General features: G+C 44.3%; 13 protein-coding genes and 1 pseudogene. 7 read left to right on the top strand and 7 right to left on the bottom strand.

The features are described 5' to 3' along the window. Positions 1-139: 139 nt before the first annotated feature. Positions 140-391, top strand: a pseudogene (locus RLO19_RS30565) (MBL fold metallo-hydrolase); the annotation flags it as partial. A 218-nt stretch (positions 392-609) separates the two neighbouring features. Here the strand turns inward: RLO19_RS30565 and ctpA are convergent. Then, on the bottom strand, positions 610-1,845 hold the full coding sequence (gene ctpA, locus RLO19_RS30560; protein ID WP_446361479.1) for a carboxyl-terminal processing protease CtpA: 1,236 nt from the start codon (positions 1,843-1,845) through the stop codon (positions 610-612). Between the two features lie 480 nt (positions 1,846-2,325). On the opposite strand from ctpA, the gene petB reads away from it, so the two are divergent. The 5 genes from petB (at position 2,326) to RLO19_RS30535 (ending at position 10,867) form a co-directional block, all read left to right on the top strand. Beyond that, a complete protein-coding gene (petB, locus tag RLO19_RS30555) occupies positions 2,326-2,994 on the top strand; it encodes a cytochrome b6 (RefSeq protein WP_446361477.1) in 669 nt (222 codons plus the stop codon). Between the two features lie 56 nt (positions 2,995-3,050). Beyond that, on the top strand, positions 3,051-3,533 hold the full coding sequence (petD, locus tag RLO19_RS30550) for a cytochrome b6-f complex subunit IV (RefSeq protein ID WP_006105395.1): 483 nt from the start codon (positions 3,051-3,053) through the stop codon (positions 3,531-3,533). Between the two features lie 184 nt (positions 3,534-3,717). Continuing rightward, positions 3,718-4,875 (top strand): glycosyltransferase family 4 protein, encoded by a 1,158-nt coding sequence (locus RLO19_RS30545; protein ID WP_446361475.1) that lies wholly within the window; start codon positions 3,718-3,720, stop codon positions 4,873-4,875. A gap of 48 nt (positions 4,876-4,923) precedes the next feature. Next, on the top strand, positions 4,924-5,319 hold the full coding sequence (locus RLO19_RS30540) for a hypothetical protein (protein ID WP_446361473.1): 396 nt from the start codon (positions 4,924-4,926) through the stop codon (positions 5,317-5,319). A gap of 10 nt (positions 5,320-5,329) precedes the next feature. Next, positions 5,330-10,867, top strand: coding sequence for a caspase, EACC1-associated type (locus RLO19_RS30535; protein ID WP_446361471.1), 5,538 nt, complete (start codon positions 5,330-5,332; stop codon positions 10,865-10,867). A gap of 639 nt (positions 10,868-11,506) precedes the next feature. On the opposite strand, the gene RLO19_RS30530 is transcribed toward RLO19_RS30535, so the two are convergent. The 4 genes from RLO19_RS30530 to RLO19_RS30515 all read right to left on the bottom strand — a co-directional run bounded on the left by RLO19_RS30530 (position 11,507) and on the right by RLO19_RS30515 (position 15,677). Next, positions 11,507-12,214 carry an N-acetylmannosamine-6-phosphate 2-epimerase gene (locus RLO19_RS30530; protein ID WP_446361469.1) on the bottom strand — a complete coding sequence of 236 codons (708 nt, stop codon included), beginning with the start codon at positions 12,212-12,214 and terminating at the stop codon, positions 11,507-11,509. Next, positions 12,211-12,783 (bottom strand): PEP-CTERM sorting domain-containing protein, encoded by a 573-nt coding sequence (locus RLO19_RS30525; protein WP_446361467.1) that lies wholly within the window; start codon positions 12,781-12,783, stop codon positions 12,211-12,213. Before RLO19_RS30525 ends, RLO19_RS30530 begins: the two co-directional genes overlap by 4 nt. Positions 12,784-12,960: 177 nt before the next feature. Next, positions 12,961-14,334, bottom strand: coding sequence for a GH1 family beta-glucosidase (locus tag RLO19_RS30520; protein ID WP_446361465.1), 1,374 nt, complete (start codon positions 14,332-14,334; stop codon positions 12,961-12,963). Then, positions 14,331-15,677: an RNA-guided endonuclease InsQ/TnpB family protein gene (locus RLO19_RS30515; RefSeq protein WP_446361463.1), complete on the bottom strand. Its 1,347-nt coding sequence runs from the start codon at positions 15,675-15,677 to the stop codon at positions 14,331-14,333. The genes RLO19_RS30520 and RLO19_RS30515 overlap by 4 nt, the downstream gene beginning before the upstream one ends. A gap of 77 nt (positions 15,678-15,754) precedes the next feature. On the opposite strand from RLO19_RS30515, the gene tnpA reads away from it, so the two are divergent. After that, on the top strand, positions 15,755-16,159 hold the full coding sequence (gene tnpA, locus RLO19_RS30510) for an IS200/IS605 family transposase (RefSeq protein ID WP_446361461.1): 405 nt from the start codon (positions 15,755-15,757) through the stop codon (positions 16,157-16,159). A gap of 52 nt (positions 16,160-16,211) precedes the next feature. Here tnpA and RLO19_RS30505 read toward each other — a convergent pair whose 3' ends face one another. Together RLO19_RS30505 and RLO19_RS30500 are read right to left on the bottom strand one after the other, a co-directional pair. After that, positions 16,212-17,444, bottom strand: a complete 1,233-nt coding sequence (locus tag RLO19_RS30505) for an MFS transporter (protein ID WP_446361460.1) — start codon at positions 17,442-17,444, stop codon at positions 16,212-16,214. Further along, the gene (locus tag RLO19_RS30500) at positions 17,441-17,701 is read right to left on the bottom strand and encodes a hypothetical protein (RefSeq protein ID WP_446361458.1); all 261 of its coding nucleotides are present in this window, start codon (positions 17,699-17,701) and stop codon (positions 17,441-17,443) included. The genes RLO19_RS30505 and RLO19_RS30500 overlap by 4 nt, the downstream gene beginning before the upstream one ends. Between the last annotated feature and the right edge of the window lie 17 nt (positions 17,702-17,718).

Here is a 17,718-nt window from a genome sequence, read left to right as displayed (position 1 = left end):
ATAAACGGACGTGGAGAGGGTGTAAGACCTCATTTGGAGGCAACCTTCAGCGAAGCGTCAACCCCAATCAGCGACCACCCCGGCTAAAGGTGGCGTGGTGAGGAATCCCCCGCGCTCTTTAGCCGGGGGAGGATGTCAATACAACCAGGAAGGGGGCGTTTTATTTTCTGGACGCCATTTGCTACCGAACCCAGAGGGAGAACCTGTACCGTTACGAGCGTCAAAAACCTTTCACTGGCAACGACAACTTCACAGCCTCCAGTTTCTCCTCGATCGCTTTACACCAAACACCTTGAGTTATATTTGCCCGGGGGCAAACACCGGGGCGCTGAGGGGGAAAGGCGCGATCGATCAGGCTTATAAACGGCTGTCTCAAATTGACCGAGTTTGATTGTGTAGGGGCGGGTTTTACTACTATCGTTTCTTCCCTCACAAGAGATGTAACTCGCACCCGCCCCGACTAAGTTTTGACGGTTCAGATCAGCTCTAATTTAATTTTTGCTTCCCCTGAATCCTGAGACGGGCGGGTTTAGTTCAGTTATCGGTTTGTGCCAAAACGTTATGAGTAAAACCCGCCCCTACACCTCCGCCATCTCCCTCATCTCTGACTTATGCGGCTTTAGCGGCTAAGACAGAATTACCCGTTAACAACTCTACTGCTGCCTGATATTGTCGATCTGAGGCTGTACCAGCACGAGTTACAGGAATTGAATCGAGAGAAACTTCCCAATCGGGCGTAATCCCTAACTTGTTGATATCTCGATGATTGGGAGTCTCATACTTAGCAACGGTTACGGCTAAACCTGATCCGTCGGATAAGTCAAATAAGGACTGAATTAAACCTTTACCAAAGGTTCTTTCCCCTACAAGTTTCGCTCTGCCATTATCTTGAAGTGCGCCGGCTAAAATTTCACTGGCGCTGGCACTTCCCTGGTTGACTAATACAACTAAGGGGGCTTGTGTGAGTGCCTGTCCAAACGCATCAAAACTGCCCATCATGCCATTGCGATTAACAGTATAGACAATAGTGCCTCGATCAAGCCAGAGACGAGCAATTTCTAAACCCGCCTGCAGTAAACCTCCTGGATTATTCCGCAGATCGAGAATGTAAGCATTTGCTCCCTGTTGTTCGAGTTGGTTAATGGCGTTGGCGACTTCCGTGGGCGCATTGGCGCTGAATTGGGTTAAGCGAATGTAGCCAATTGGGACATTGGATTCAGAATCAAGTGCGGCATAAACTGGATTGAGGGCAATGCGATCGCGCACGAGTTCAATCACCCTAGGTTGCTCGTCCTTACTCTGAATTGAGAGGGTTACACTTGTGCCAACAGGTCCACGCATCCGGGCGGCGGCTTCGTCAAGGGTTAAGGTGTCTGTGGTTTCGCCATCAATTGCCACGATGCGATCGCGCGGTTGAATTCCAGCTTGATCAGCAGGTGAGCCAGCGATGGGCGCGACGACGGCTAATTGACCGGTTTCATCATCCAGGGCAATTTGTAACCCCACACCCGAAAGTTCACCCGATGTATTCACCTTGAGACTGCGATATTGACTCGGTTTAAGCAGGCGCGTGTAGGGGTCCTCCAGGGTGGCTAACATGCTCTGAATCGCCTTGTAGGTGGCGTCGCGGTTATCTAAACCTTTCTTAAGCGTATTCTGGCGCACTAGCCACCAGTTTTGCTGGTTAAAGGAGTCATCCACATACGCTTGCGAGACAATCCGCCACGCTTCGGAAAATAGCTGTTGTTCTTGAGTCGATGCTGAGGCTGAGGGAGTCCACCCTACCCATAACAGGACAATTTGGCAAAGGATTATGAGTCCAACCCAGAATGATCGTTTTGGCATAACTCAACAAAAATTAACGGTAGGCTTTGATGCTTTCATTTATCTAGTTTGGCAAAGTCTGGGAAAATTAAGTGTACCAACGGTACAGTTTTCCCCTCTTGGCGCAGATGGGGTGCAATGTAGAGACGCGCCATGGCGCGTCTGGGGAGATGTAGGGGCGGGTTTTACCGCTAACGGCAACGTTTTCACCCTGATATCCCTAAACCCGCCCCGACAGAGTGTAAGCAGTTTTCAACAAATGACAAAGGACGAATTACGAATCCTCAACGGATTGACGCCTGGCTCAAGCTACTCTTGTCAAGTTATGTTACATTTCTCATAGAGCAATTTCAAATCGGGTCAGTGTTCCCGATACAGAGATTCCGCCCAAGCGGTATTAAACACACTAGCCCCAGAGCTATCTCATTTCCTGGTAGTTTAAACCCTATCCAGGATTAGCTCACACTCAAACAGCAATATCCTTCTAAAAATTCTGGCTTCATGTTTTCTAAACAGGTAACTGAATCAAAAGCTTTTAACTGGTTTCAGGAGCGTCTAGAAATTCAGGCATTAGCTGAAGACGTAACATCAAAGTACGTTCCTCCCCACGTTAATATCTTCTACTGTCTCGGTGGCATTACTCTGGTTTGCTTTATTATCCAGTTCGCTACTGGATTCGCCATGACCTTCTACTACAGACCGACTGTCACTGAGGCATTTGCGTCTGTGCAGTACATCATGACTGACGTCAACTTCGGTTGGTTGATCCGTTCCGTCCACCGCTGGTCTGCCAGTATGATGGTGCTAATGATGATTTTGCACGTTTTCCGGGTTTATCTGACGGGCGGATTCAAAAAGCCACGGGAATTAACTTGGGTAACAGGCGTAATTTTGGCAGTCATTACCGTCTCCTTTGGCGTGACAGGGTACTCCCTACCTTGGGATCAAGTAGGTTACTGGGCAGTCAAAATCGTCTCCGGTGTTCCTGACGCGATTCCTGTAGTTGGTTCCTTAATCGTTGAACTCATTCGTGGCAGTCAAAGTGTGGGTCAAGCTACATTGACTCGCTTCTATAGCCTGCACACCTTCGTTCTTCCTTGGCTAATCGCCGTCTTCATGCTGCTGCACTTTATCATGATTCGTAAGCAGGGTATCTCCGGTCCCCTGTAAAGTGCAATTCCCTGCAAAGACGTGCTACTCTTTGTTGATTAAGGACATTTAAAATCATGTCAATTCTGAAAAAGCCGGATCTCAGCGATCCCAAATTACGCGAAAAACTCGCCCAAGGCATGGGTCACAACTACTACGGTGAACCCGCTTGGCCCAATGACCTGCTCTACACCTTCCCGATAGTGATTATGGGGACAATCGCTCTATGCGTTGCTCTAGCTGTCCTCGATCCAGCTATGGTTGGCGAACCCTCTGATCCGTTTGCTACTCCCCTAGAAATCCTACCGGAATGGTATCTCTATCCCTCATTCCAAATTCTGCGCGTTGTTCCTAATAAACTCTTAGGGATTGCGTTGACGGGAGCTATTCCACTTGGTCTAATCCTGGTTCCCTTTATCGAAAACGTCAACAAGTTCCAAAACCCCTTCCGCCGTCCAGTGGCAACCACTGTATTTATGATTGGTACCCTGGTTACTCTGTGGATGGGTATTGGCGCAACGTTCCCCATTGATAAGTCGTTTACTTTGGGTCTGTTCTAAACGGTTCAAGTTCTTTGAACTCAACACCTGTCGCTGTCTTAGTTTATCTTTCAAGCTAAGGCAATGACAGGTGTTATATTATGTCCAGGGAATAGCGAACAGGCAAATAGAACTTATTCGAGTAGTATTGGGGTTAGGAATAATTTAAACATACGGCGTTAGTAAGTCGGGGGAAAAGAAAAAATTGACGAGTCTAAATAATACCCCAACTCATCATTTATTTGTTTTTCTAGAGATTTTTGCGATTGAAGGTGGGATTCAATCTTACGTCAAAAACATATTACAAGCTTATATATCAATTCAGGCTCACACTGAAACCGAGATAGGCGCTGAGGTATTTTTACTTCGGGATAGCCCAGGATGTGACAACCCTTTTGATGTTCCCTGTCTAAAATTCCATTACCTGAAAACCAAACCGCCGATGTTAGGGCGTCTCAGGTTAGCCGCAGCGCTGGGGCTTTGTTTGTGGCAAAAACGTCCAAAGCATGTATTCTGCGGTCATATTAACTTAGCCCCTCTGATTCAGTTTCTTTGTCAGCCATTGGGTATTCCTTATACCGTTTTGACTTATGGGAAGGAAGTTTGGCAGCAATTACCCACTTCCCAACGTCAGGCGCTGACTGGTGCGGCTCAAATCTGGACAATTAGTCGCTACAGTCGCGATCGCGCTTGTGCGGCGAATGACTTAGATCCCCATCAGGTAAAGATTTTACCTTGTATGGTGGATGGTGATGTCTTTACCCCTGGTGAAAAGTCTCCAGAGTTAATTAAGCGATATGATTTGGCAGGGGCTAAAGTATTAATGACTGTAGCACGTTTGTGGTCAGGGGATATTTATAAGGGAGTGGATGTAACGATTCGCGCCCTCCCCAAAATCACGGCGGTTTTCCCAGAGGTGAAATATTTAGTCATTGGGCGCGGTGATGATCAGCCTAGATTAGCACAACTGACTCAAGATCTCGGTGTTTGCGATCGCGTCGTTTTTGCCGGGTTCGTTCCCACCAGTGACTTAGTTGAACATTACCGCGTAGCTGATGCTTATATCATGCCCTCTCAAGAAGGTTTTGGTATCGTCTATCTAGAAGCCATGGCATGTGGTAAACCTGTATTAGCTGGGGACGCCGATGGATCGGCTGATCCCTTACAAGATGAACGTTTAGGCTGGCGAGTACCGCACCGTGATCCGGACGCCGTAGCAGCAGCCTGTATTGAAATTCTTAAAGGAGATGATCAGCGCTGTGACGGGGAGTGGTTGCGAGAACAATGTCTGGCTCAATTTAGCCGAGATGCCTTTCAGGAACAGTTTAAACAACTCTTGTACAACTTAGATCACAAAATTTAGTGTCTGGCTAAGGTTGAATAGAGTAGTATTCCCACTCAGAGGTTGACAATGGCAGGTATGTCTAATCTTCAGCTTACCATCGACTTTAGCGATTCTGATTTGGACTCCGAAGACTTGGAAACCCTTACACAAAGTCTCTATGAGGATATAGATTCTTTAGAAGAAGTCGAGTCTGTTGAGCGTATCCGAGAAAAGCCAGCCGGAGACGTGAAAGCAGGAGCAGAGGATTTGGGTAAATTGATGGTTGGCGTCTTAACCACCCAGATCCCTTTACCGACAATCAGACCTGTCGTGAACTTTCTGTTCAGCCGCTTGTCTAGTAAAAAAGTTAAGGTGAAAGCAGAGGCTAATGGTAAAACCATTGAGTTAGAGACTGTTGGCACCAGCAAAGAAGAGGTATTGGTTCTGATTGAACAACTCAAAGACTTTGTAGAGAGGGCGTAGGACGTGGCAAATGGCAAAATTAGCATTGCTGATTGGGATTAGTCAGTACGAGTTTGGTTTAGACCCACTCCCCGGTTCTAAAAAGGATGTACAAGCAATGGAGAAAGTTTTGCGACATCCAGAGAGGGGAGGATTTGATGCCGTTGAGGTGATCACCAATCCTGACCCCCAGCAGATGCGGGAGAAGATTGAGGCACTATTTGCCGATTGCCACAAAGATGATCTATTGCTCTTGTATTTCTCAGGTCATGGCATCACAGACAATAGAGGAAAACTGTATTTAACTAGTCCTACAACTAAAAAGACACGACTAGCAGCAACGGCAATTCCTTCTGACTTTGTGCATAGCCTCATGTTCACCAGCCCTTCTCGGAAACAAGTGGTGATTCTTGACTGTTGCTTTAGTGGGGCTTTCGCTAAGGGAATGACAGCTAAAGCTGATGCTGCTGTTCTTGCCTCTTCTGGATTATTAGAGTATTCCCAATCAGGAACGGATCTCTCACTGTACACTCGTTTCCTGGTTGAAGGGATGGAGACTGGTGCTGCCGATCTGAATAAAGATGGGATAATTTCTGTTGATGAGTTGCATGAGTATGCCAAAGAACAAATTTTGCAATGCTCAACAGATATTAAGCCAGATATATATCCCTTCAAAGAAGGTCATAAACTCTCATTATCTCAAGCATCAATTTGTTTTCAGGAACCTATTCTTCCCATTTTTACACCTCCAAGTTTTCCTGATTTTTATGGCAGGCAGACTGAGTTGGAACAGGTAAAAAAATTGCTTCAAGCCTCCCCAGTCGTAATAATGTGGGGAGAGTCGGGGGTAGGAAAGACTTACTTGGCAGCACAACTAGCGCATCAGCTCAGTAAGGATTACAAAGTTTGCTGGCTGGATAAAGAAGAACTGATATTAGATGAACTATTGTTGCAGGTGAACGAGTTCCTCAAAAGCAATGGTGAGTATGGATTCGTCACAACTTATGCCGAAGACACAATCAAAAGTACCCATAAAATCCCCACTTTAGTGCAGGTTATCAGCACTAGCAAATTAGCCAATTATGCATTTTTTATTGATGGATTTCAGCTTGCCAACTATTCAGAGATTGAGCCGTTTATTCAACGATTCAGAACCCATGGAGGGAAGAACCGATTAATCTTGATCGACCATTCTCCAGAGAAGTCGTTAGGAGTACGGCTAGCTAGTCAAGTTCATAAATTTAATGTGACAGGCTTTCAATACGAGGAAGCGGTTAAGTATATTAATCAAAGATGCCAAGCTTCAGGGATTGAATGCTCCTCAAATGATGTAATTGCGGTGATCAAAAAAACAGCCGGACATCCTTTAGCTATCGATCTAGTTATTCAGTGGTACTGTTTGTTAGGGAACTCGATGGGAAATCTCCTGAATCGGCTGGTCGAATATGATAAACGTTATGGCGCTGAACTCAATAAGAGACTATTGGAAAATGTAGCCATACATCTTGATGAAACAGAACGGGAAGCCTTAAGTCGTCTTTCAGTATTTCGGACACCCGTTCAACGTTCAGCCTGGACGTATCTGGATATTTCAGAAAGTGTGGGAGAGTCGTTATTACAGCGCCGATTGCTAACCCGAGTGGACTGTGACAAGTTCCAGATGCATCCTCTGATTGCCGAATTTTGGCGTACCTCTCAGTCTCAGGAAAAAATGGTAGATTGGCAAGAAAAGGTAGCTCACTATTATTGGCAACAGGGCAAACAAAGTCCTTTGGAAAAATTAGATCGCCGTGCTTACCTCGACTCATATTATGACTGGTGTAAAATTGGGCAAGTAGAAACAGCAGCACAGGTTTTAAATGAGCTGGTGGGTCGCTCACATGAAAAAGAACGGCTTCTATCAGAGAGACTGACTGGATTAGGAGAATGGCTAATTAATCTTGATGATGCTATTTTTGTAGATAAACCCTGGCTATTGTTAGAGAAAGGTCGAAAACTAGAGAAACAAGGTAGCGCAGCAAATGCTGAAGAGATTTTCCAAAAAGCCTACGAAATTTTTGAGCAAAAAGGGAATCAACTAGGTGCTTCTGTTGCTTTGTACTATGTGGGCAAGATGCGTCATCTTAGGGGGCAGCCTGAACTAGCTTTGCAAGCCTTGAAGTCTGTTCTAGAGATAGCGGAAAGTCAAGCTGATTTTCCAATGCAAATCCGCACTTTAGGGAAAATGGTTGGCTGTTATACGGATCTTGGTCAGTGTGATAATGCCCGTAATATTGCTAATACTGCTTATGCACTAGCTACTCGTTCTGACGATAAACTAGGTCTGGCTTTAATTTTATATCGTCAAGGTAGTATCGAGCGTCATCAGAGCAATTTCTTGAAAGCTGAAAAATTCTTTCGCGATAGTGTGATAGAATTCGCTGCGCTAGGAGATATATATCGAGAGTCTAAATCTTTGGCACGATTGGGTATTTGCCAAAAATTCCAAAGTGAGTTGGAAAAAGCAGAGACTAACCTTAAGCGTGCTATTAAACTTAAACAATCCATCGATGACCGTCATGGTGAAGCACGAGATTTAGATTATCTTGCAGATATCTACACTCATTTAGGTCTCTATGAGAAAGCTGAGGCAACTTATCGAGAATCTTTGCATATTAAAGAAGGTAAAGATGGTATTCAACCTGATGAATATGGTCAAATAAAGACATATAACAATTTAGCTAGAATCGCTTTATCAACTGGTCGTTTGGATGAAGCTGATGAGTTTAGCCATAAATCTAAGGAACGGATTGATAAGCAGAATAAATGTTATGTTGGAGTGAACGGCTCACGCCTAATTATTCAAGGAGATCTGCAATTTACTCAAGGTGAATATGAGTCTGCCTTGCAATCCTATACAGAGGCGGCTACTTGCTTTAAATCTCCCAATCCAGAAATACTGAGCAGCTACGCACGAGTTTTATTTAGCCGTGGTAAAACCTACCTAGCATTAGGAAATATTGGTTTAGCCAAGCGGGATCTGGAAGACTCTTTAGCCCGCTTCAAAGAGTACCGTATGCGCTACCATGAAGCACAGGCGCTCACCTATTTGGCAAGATTAACAGCTTTAATAAACTCGCCTGAAGAAGCACACAAACAAAATCAGGAGGCGATGAATATCGCTACAGACATTAATGCCCAGTCAATTGTCATAGTTTGTCTTGAGACTCAAGGACAAATAGAAGAAAATAGAATTTTAAATAGTTTTTCTTTTCGTGAACAAGAAAAACCTACAAAAGACTTAATTGAACCAGTATGGAAGTGCTATGATGAGGCAATTGAGGCAATTCAGAAATTAACAGATAAAAATATAAATCGGCAGATTGCACGACTACAAGTTCACAAAAAGCTCTGGCTGTTCACAGTTAAGCATTTATGTAAAGAGGCTATATCTGATGATGATGCCTATGGGTTGTTACAGACAGAAAAACTGCCTCAAGATGTCATCTATATCGAATTATTAAATTTTAAGTATACCCTTGGTATTTTGAATTCCATATCCTCTGGTCTCGCTTCCAGAATAGCCGATTGTGTTTTAAGCATAGTTTCACCTCTAGCTATGCGATTTGGGTTCAATGAGTTACGTGAAGAATTAGAAGAACGAGCTTTTGCTTTTCTCCATCCTCACGAATACGAAGAAATTAACCAAGCTCTGGAAAGCCGATTCCCACAGCGAGAAGACTTTATCGAGAATCTCACTTCAGACTTAGAGTCTCTTCTTGCAGAAGCTAAAATCCAGGCTGAAATTTTTCCTAGAGCTAAGGCAATTTACAGTATCTATAAAAAGTCAACAGCTCGCAAAGTTTCTTTAAACAAAATCCTGGATATCATTGGGGTTCGTATTATCACTAAAACTGAAAGCGAATGTTACAAGGTTTTGGCAATTGTACAGGAAATGGGAGGATTTTTTCAGGGAGAAGGAATTCTGAAAGAAAGCCTAAGAGATTATATTAAACATCCCAAGATTACAGGTTATCAATCTATTCATATCAATATCAGATATGGAGAACCACAGGCACGAATTGTAGAATTTCAGATCCGGACACAGAGGATGCATCTTGCCGCAGAGGTAGGAATTGGTTTGCTAGGTCTGGATCAGGCTTCTCACCACCGTTACAAAGATCCAGCCTCTTATGCTCAACCGTTGTCGAAAAGAAATTATGAACTGGCACAGAGTCAACGATTCAATTTGGTAGTTAAATGCCAAAAAGAATCTGTAATAACAATAGGTAATATTATTCGATATAGCAAATTTGAATTATTGAGTATAGATCTTGATAAATTATCAGATCAGCGAATAATACTCCAGCTTGATATAGTAACTAAAAGTCGTCGTTATAGGAAAGAAAAAAGCGAAATAAAGCAGGCTCATGATCAGCTAGTAGAAGCTATTAATGAAATACCGACTTGTGAGGTTATTAATGTTAAAAATAAAGAATCAGAACTTAAAATGATTAGCCTGTCTACACAAGACAAAGCTTTATTACTCCAAGAGTTAACTAGAAATTCAAGTGATTTAGACAAATTCATTTATCTAATAACTCCCAAAAATGATGTTAAGAAACTACAGAAGGGGGCAACCCCTATTGATTTTGCCTATCGTATTCATACTGATCTAGGTAACCACTGTGCTGGGGCGCGAGTGAATGGGCAGATGGTTACCCTAGATACCTCCCTGAAGACTGGGGATATTGTGGAAATCATCACCAATAAAAACAGTCATCCTAACTTAGGCTGGCTGCAATTTGTGAAGACTAATAGTACCCGCAATCGGATTCGTCAATGGTATAAGCGATCGCATTGGCAAGAAAATATTGACCGTGGTCGAGAACTTCTGCAAAAAGAACTAGGCAAAGATGGTCTTGAAACTCTGCTGGAGTCTGAAGCAATGAAGGACGTGGTGGAGCAATGTAATTATCATAGCGTTGATGATTTACTTGCTAATTTAGGTTATGGTGAACTCTCCCTCAATCGGGTAGCTAATCGCATACGAGAAGCTACCAATAACAAAAAACTAATTGATAATACTCCTGAGTTGTCAACTACGCCTCCTACAATCTCACACACCGTTAATATCTCCTCAAGCAAGTCACCCATTGCAGGGATAGAAGGATTAGGCTATCACCTTGCTCATTGTTGCAATCCTGTACCTGGTGAACCAATTATTGGCGTTGTCAAACTTGCAGGACGTGGTATTTCTGTTCATACCCAGGAATGCCATAATTGGGACAATGTACCAGATGATCGCCTGATCGAGGTTAGCTGGAATAATACAGAAGGTCAAACTTACCCAATTTATATTCAAGTCGAAGTTTGTGACGAAGTGGGTGTCCTCAACCACATAACCAGTCTTTTAAAGGATCTCAAAATTAATATTAGAGATATCCGTATGGATCGTTCCGCTGATAAAACGGCTATGATTTATTTATGCATTGATATCTACGATCATAAACAGATTCAGCGAATCTTTTCCCAAATAAAAAAGCTAAAAGGCTATTTGAGTGTGCGCCGTATTAGTCAAGTACGATAAAAAATCGCACAGCAACGCAGTTTCGAGTTTTTGGCTAAAGGGTACTTGCGTATAAAAAGGCGGTGGGAGAATCCATTTGTCTCTAGATGAAAGACAAGCTACCCCGCCGCCGTTTTATATTATGGGTCATGAGAGATAGCAAGGTGTCATTCCTGACTGTTTTGATAACTTAACCAAGGTCTCGGAAAAGCTGCACTAAACCCGAACAACCCATTTGCTAATTCAGAAAAATTTGTCGCCGTATCTGTCTCCTTAAAACTGTTTTAACTCTTCCTTAAACAAAACATCGAGGAAAATTGCAGAACCTGTAAGATAGGCAATTAAAATCAAGAGTGTCAGCATAACCATCACCTCCACTAGGAAATACGTCCACTTGGCTAGAGGTTATGCACATTAGTTGCAATTCTTTACAATCTGGGTCAACGCCCGGTTTAGCGATCGCAAGTCTATGTGCCAATCGCCACCACCCTTCGCTGAACCTGGGAATGTTTCGCACCTGAACCCTAAATACCCCTAGTCACGGACTACCGCTCTGTTTACATTTTTTCACTTTTGCGATCGCATGGGCAATAGGAATACCCGAAAAAAACCTATTATTTTACCGTAAATCCGATAAAATAGGAAATTCAAATTCATTATTCATAATTCATAACCATCCCTCATCGCCTTTTGATAAGCTTTAACCTGCCAATCAATTCCCGTAATCGCTGTTCCCACCACCACAGCATCAGCGCCTAGCTGGAGGGCTTGTTGTGCCATCTGGGGCGAGGCAATCCCCCCTTCACAGATGGTTGGCACATCTAACTGTTCGACGATTTGAGACAAAAGTGCAAACCCCGGTGGCTGAAGGTGTTGAGTGGAGGCAGTGTAACCATAAAGAGTTGTTCCTACAAAATCAGCCCCAGCTTTCACGGCGGCGGTTGCGCTTTCAATCGTATCGATATCCGCCATAACTGGTTTCCCTAGTTCCTCGTGAATTCGGGTAATTAATTCAGAGAGGGTTTCCCCGCCAGGGCGTTGTCGTAACGTAGCATCAACAGCAATAATATCAGCCCCGGCTGACGCGATCGCATGGGCATGATTAAATTGAGGCGTAATGTAAACCTCAGATCCGGCTATCTGCTGTTTCCACAACCCGATAATCGGCGTTTTCGGACATTGCTTTCGCACCGCTTGAATATGGGCAGGGGTATCAATTCGCACACCAACCGCGCCCTGATTCACAGAGGCTTGTGCCATAGCCGCAATTACCAATGGATCATAGAGAGGCGAGTCAACGGGAGCTTGACAAGAGACGATCAAGCCGTGACGTAACACTGAAATTAAGTTCTGAGAATTGGCTGTCATCCCGCTTTTGTCTTATTTAATAGAGAAATAGTACCGAGAGTACCGAGAGCGAGTAAGCCAAGAATGGAGGTGGGTTCAGGGACAGCAATTGGGGCGGCAGAAAAACGAATAGGTAACTCACTATCTTCCGCCCCTAAATTTTCAAACCCTGGTGTGAGTGGTGGTGCCGAAAAAACTTCTAAATAACTGGGTGTAGGTAAAAAACTAGCAAAAAATGGACTAACATAGTTTCCCTCTGATGTAACATACCCAAAACCATCACCTGTTAACTGAGGAGTATTTAAACGAATTAAATTGTCAACGTGGAAGGGTTCGTTTCCTGGTATTGCAGTCCCATCAGGTTGCAAGCCCGTAATTGTTTCTCCATTGCGCGTACCCGTAATTTCAGAAATCAGGTAAAAACCTAACTCGTCCGGGGTGTTGTTCGTGATGAAAGTTCCGCTTGCTGTTATCCCATTACCCGAATAATTCCAGTTCCAAGTTAAAGCCAAGGCAGATTGCATAGTCCCGATAACTGTACCCGATGTGGCAGCGAGGACTGTGGTGGCTAGTATAGCTATATTTTTCATGTTTCATGATAGTCTATAGTCGTCTTGTGGATATTATAGTCTGGCATAAGAAATCACACAACTCAAAATCCCCACTCAACTATCAAGAGATAAAGGGAGATTAACAAGCGGACTTGGGATCACAGAGGCTTTCCAGACCCACAAGGGGCGATAAAATATCTAATGGAGACTAAAAGTCTACACCACTCGATTCGTTCTAATACATTCTCGATACCAATCAAAGCTGGCTTTAGGAATCCGGTTCTGAGTGGGATAATCGATATAAATCAATCCAAATCGACGGTCATAGCCATAAGACCATTCAAAGTTATCCATCAAACTCCAGAGAAAATATCCCTTTAGGGGATACCCTTCAGAAATAGCGCGATGAGCCGATCGCAGATGTTGGCGCAGGTAAAGAATGCGATCAATATCGATAACTTCTCCCTGACTATTTAATTCATCAGCAACAGCACAACCGTTTTCGGTAATTACAATGGGTAAATCAGGACGCCCCACAGTTTCACTAATATGGCGAATGCCCCAATAAATACAATCCGGTGAAATATTGAGCCAGGGCATATTCAGTTTCGGATAACCTTCGGGAAAATCGATAACTTCGTATCCTAATGTATTATCAACAGCGCGAACATAATCACCGGAGTAGATGTTAAATCCCAGAAAATCTAAGGGTTGATGAATAGTTTCTAAGTCTCCATTCTGAATATCGGGTGCATTCTCTCCTAACTTTTCCAACAACGCCGGACTATACTGTCCTGTCAACGCAGGAAAAATAATCCCACCATTTTTTCCAACAGTATGAAATGCCTTTTTTGTCGCCTCTATATGATCAGGAGATTCGTTAATTGGTACTGTTACCGCAAAATTATCCACTAAACTAACCGAACAGGGAACAGGTGATGCGGCGCGAATGGCTTGACATCCTAAACCATGGGCTAAAAGGGCATGATGCGAGGTTTGCCACACTTGTTTGAGAGAACTCACCCGAGTGCCCGGTGCATTAGGCGGATCAGAATCAACGCCATAACTTGAGTGAGTAAAGCAGGGTATTTCATTAAGAGTCATCCAATGAGTAATGCGATCGCCTAATCGACTGACAACGGCGGTAACATAGTCAGCATAATCGATTGCCATTTGCCGACTTTGCCAGGAACCATAGGCATCTTCTAACGCCTGGGGGGAGTCCCAGTGAAATAAGGTAGCGTGGGGCGTAATCCCCTTATCCCGCAAGCAATCCACCAAACGCTTATAAAAATCAATCCCTTGTTCATTAACCGTACCACGACCATCGGGAATAACTCGTGACCAGGCGATACTAAAACGATAGTGCTCAATACCCAGTTGTGCGATTAAGTCTATATCGTGTTCATATCGATGATAATGGTCACAAGCAATAGCACCCGTATCGCCGTTAAAGGTACGTCCGGGGGTAGCGCTAAACGTATCCCAGACACTCGGTTTACGCCCACCTTCGTTTACTGCACCTTCGATTTGATAGGAAGCCGTGGCGCTTCCCCACCAGAACTTCTCTGGAAATTGGTAACTGGTCATGTTGACACTCCCCGGTCTCGCATACACGGGGATTCTGCTGACAGAGTAGGCTGCGGCAATGTCCACAATCTGACTCTCGCTACGGTCGTCAAACACCGTCTACCCAGTCGGTTTAGGTCAATGCCTAACTTTCTGGCTACTTTTCTCAAGATATTGGCACTGCCGTTTAAATCGGCATTTACAATCGAACCATCGCTACTACGATACAAGCCACGCTTTATCCGTCTTCCTGATGCTTTCCAGCCGTCTGGCTTTTCACCAAATTTAGGCAGGGAGTCTCCATCAAGGTAGCTGGATCTACTTGTGTAGGCTTCTTCTGTGATTTCTAAGTGGATACCGTAAATTTCACACAATTGCTGCAATCGGTCTTTAAACTTACCCAAGGGTATTTGAACGAATTTCTGATTGTTCAACCTACCCATATTGGCGTTGTCCTTAAACCCTTCGTTCCACCCCAGAACAATCGTGCTTATGCCGTATTTGAGACAATGGTTGATAATTAGCCTTGCGGCTTTGTTAATACCATCTCTCATGCGGTGATTGCGCTTGCGGGTTACTCGGTCAAGAAAGGCATCCCAGTATCCTTGCGGCTTTCCTTCCTTTCTGGTTGATACCTGCTTATTCCAATACTGATTAAAGGCTTTCATGGTACGGGCATCAATCAGGAAGGAGTTGCCCAAGGTGTCAACACAAGCTGCTAGATTGTCTGCTGTGCCTAGATCAATAGCTAACGCCTGGTCGTCAATCCCTACGAATGTTTCCTGCTTAGGTACTTCGTAAGAAGCCTCTAAATAGAATACGCCGTTTTTGGGTAGAATAGTCCATTCTTTGACTTTAGTAATATTAAGATTGCTTGGGGCGGGTAGCCTGAAGCTATCAATTCCAAACCAACGTCTAACCGCTAATCCTAATGAGAATTGAAGTTGACCATTAACTAGCTTAGTTTTTTGCCCTCCTGAGTTGGGATAAGCGACTTTGAACAGCTTTGAGCCTTTTAAATAACCAGGTGGTTTGGGCTTATTTGGCAATTGTCCTTTGAACCAAGCCTGACGCAACCCTTTATAGGATTTAAACACCTCAGTAACACTCAATAATGTTTGCTGTGCTGGTGTTGAAGGCAAGGATTGAGCAATTTGACTCTTTCCTATACTTTGCTCGTAAATCAAGTCAAATTTTCCGGTCAGGAGTTTATCAGTCTTAAAGAATATTTGACGAGCAAAGTACACACCCATGTTGTAGAGTTTTCCTGACTGTTCGCACAGGTACTCTAGAATTGCTTCCGTTTCTTTGTCGGGATGTAGTAGCATTTGCTGTACTCCCCTAGGCTTTTTGCTTTTAGCCATTACCTTGACGAGTGATTCGTGTTGTTTGCTATATTGTAATCTACAGTCGGATCAACTGTCAATCCGGAGACACACAAATGAGAAAAAAATCATACGAGTACAGACATTACAATCATGCTATCGGCTTGTGTGTAGTCCACTTAGTCTGGCTGCCCAAACGACGCAAAAAAGTGCTGATAGGCAGGATTCGTGATAGGATTTTTGAGATATTCAGCGAGTTGGCTACAGAAAAAGGTTGGCACATCAGAGCGCTCGAAGTTGCGCCAGACCATATTCATCTGTTTGTTGAGATCCATCCGAAAGATGCAATATATCAGGTAGCGAGAGCTTTTAAAGGACGGAGTGCCAACTATCTTAGAAAGGAGTTTCCCGAACTCAAGAAACTCCCTTCTTTGTGGACAAACAGCTACTTTTTCTCAACCGCAGGTAACGTTAGTGCAGCAACCATTCAAAGATACATCAACGACCCACACCATACCTAAGGACAATAGGCGGCTCGCAGGTAATCCTTCGGATCAGGTCAAAAATAAAAAATCAGGTAGATGCATCGCAATCCGGTAAAATATCCTCTACATACTTTAACCTGCCAAAAGCATAGCCACTCAGACCAATCAGCATCATACACAGCGCACAAGTGACGTAAAGTAGTGCTATTCCTGCACCGGGTTCAGTACCAAATATTCTACCCAATAGAGGGGCAAGTATTCCCCCGGGTTTCATCGCAGGTTCCAGCACGCGATCGGCAAGGGGTCCGGCAAACAAGGCTCCAGTGGCTGAAACAATCTGCCGCAGGAAAGAACTAACGGCAAAAACACGACCCTGCACTTCAGGCTCAACCTTGGCAAACCAGATCCCTTGATTAGAACTCCCTAATAAGGGAAAATTTAAGGATGAACAAAATTGTGCCGGAATCCAAATTGACGGCATCTGACCCAAACCAAATAGTATTTTGCTTGCTCCAGCACCGACCATTCCCAGTAAGATACCATGAATTCGGCGGCGCAGTCCTCCCCAAAAGCTCACGAGGATAGCTCCCGTTACGCCGCCAATGCCAGCGGCTGAGGCAACCTGACCTAAAATGACAGCATTGCCATCGGTGCGTGCCAAAATCATCGGATTGTACACCGCATCTCCCACGTCATGGAACAGCCAAAATAAAGAAGTTACGGCTAACAGAGCAAGTAAGCTTTGGCGAGTTCCGATGTAGTGGAAGCCAAAGGCAAGTTTTTGTCGCCATGACTCAGAATTAGGACTGACCCTTGTTTTGGGTTGGGGAATGGGGACAACGGCTAGGGTAGCGATCGCGATCGCAAAGGTCACTAGGTCGATGAGTACAATACCCACTAAACCAATTATCGGATACAGACTCCCTGCCAACGCTGGGGCGATAATGCTGGAACCATAACTGAGAATAGAACCCATGCTGCTAGCACGGGTGTAGTGGTGTTTGGGGACAAGGGTTGTGATTGAAACCTGATAGGATAGCTGCTGAATTTGATTAAACGGACTAATAACGGCGGCTATTATATAGAGATGCCAGATTTGGAGAGTGTTGCTCAGGTAAATCAGTAGAATTGCCAACGTCGCCAAAGCGGTAACCGTATCGCTAAATATCATTAAGACTTTACGGTTAACCCGATCAACGATTGTGCCAGCTAAGAGGCTGGTTAAAATGCTGGGTGCGAAGAAAAAGAAACTCACCAACGCTAAGGCTGTCGCTGAGCCAGTTTTTTCCCAAGCCCAGATCGTAATTGCAAAGAAGGTCATCTGGCTGCCGATAGTTGAGACAAATTGACCCAGCCAAATGATAATAAACGTATGCATTTTCGAGATTGGTGATTAGTGTAGAGACGCTTCAAAAGCACGTATGCGAGATTTCTCCAGTAGGGTTTGCTGCACAGTTCAAAACCCTTATATAGCAAGGCTTTGAGCTGTATTAACAGTAACTTATCTTCTACCCCAGCTCCCCCAGCTTCCCCAGCTCCCCCAGCTCCCCCAGCTCCCCCAGCTCCCAGACGTGCCATGGCACGTCTCTACCCCA

This window comes from Coleofasciculus sp. G2-EDA-02, from assembly GCF_040226375.1.
In the GTDB taxonomy this organism is placed as follows: Bacteria; Cyanobacteriota; Cyanobacteriia; order Cyanobacteriales; family Coleofasciculaceae; genus Coleofasciculus.
This window is presented reverse-complemented; position numbering and strand designations above follow the sequence as displayed.

Coding starts and splice junctions, on each gene's coding strand:
- ctpA (WP_446361479.1), bottom strand. CDS start 1,845: ATGCCAAAACGATCATTCTGGGTTGGACTCATAATCCTTTGCCAAATT.
- petB (WP_446361477.1), top strand. CDS start 2,326: ATGTTTTCTAAACAGGTAACTGAATCAAAAGCTTTTAACTGGTTTCAG.
- petD (WP_006105395.1), top strand. CDS start 3,051: ATGTCAATTCTGAAAAAGCCGGATCTCAGCGATCCCAAATTACGCGAA.
- RLO19_RS30540 (WP_446361473.1), top strand. CDS start 4,924: ATGGCAGGTATGTCTAATCTTCAGCTTACCATCGACTTTAGCGATTCT.
- RLO19_RS30535 (WP_446361471.1), top strand. CDS start 5,330: ATGGCAAAATTAGCATTGCTGATTGGGATTAGTCAGTACGAGTTTGGT.
- RLO19_RS30530 (WP_446361469.1), bottom strand. CDS start 12,214: ATGACAGCCAATTCTCAGAACTTAATTTCAGTGTTACGTCACGGCTTG.
- RLO19_RS30525 (WP_446361467.1), bottom strand. CDS start 12,783: ATGAAAAATATAGCTATACTAGCCACCACAGTCCTCGCTGCCACATCG.
- RLO19_RS30520 (WP_446361465.1), bottom strand. CDS start 14,334: ATGACCAGTTACCAATTTCCAGAGAAGTTCTGGTGGGGAAGCGCCACG.
- RLO19_RS30515 (WP_446361463.1), bottom strand. CDS start 15,677: ATGGCTAAAAGCAAAAAGCCTAGGGGAGTACAGCAAATGCTACTACAT.
- tnpA (WP_446361461.1), top strand. CDS start 15,755: ATGAGAAAAAAATCATACGAGTACAGACATTACAATCATGCTATCGGC.
- RLO19_RS30505 (WP_446361460.1), bottom strand. CDS start 17,444: ATGACCTTCTTTGCAATTACGATCTGGGCTTGGGAAAAAACTGGCTCA.
- RLO19_RS30500 (WP_446361458.1), bottom strand. CDS start 17,701: ATGGCACGTCTGGGAGCTGGGGGAGCTGGGGGAGCTGGGGGAGCTGGG.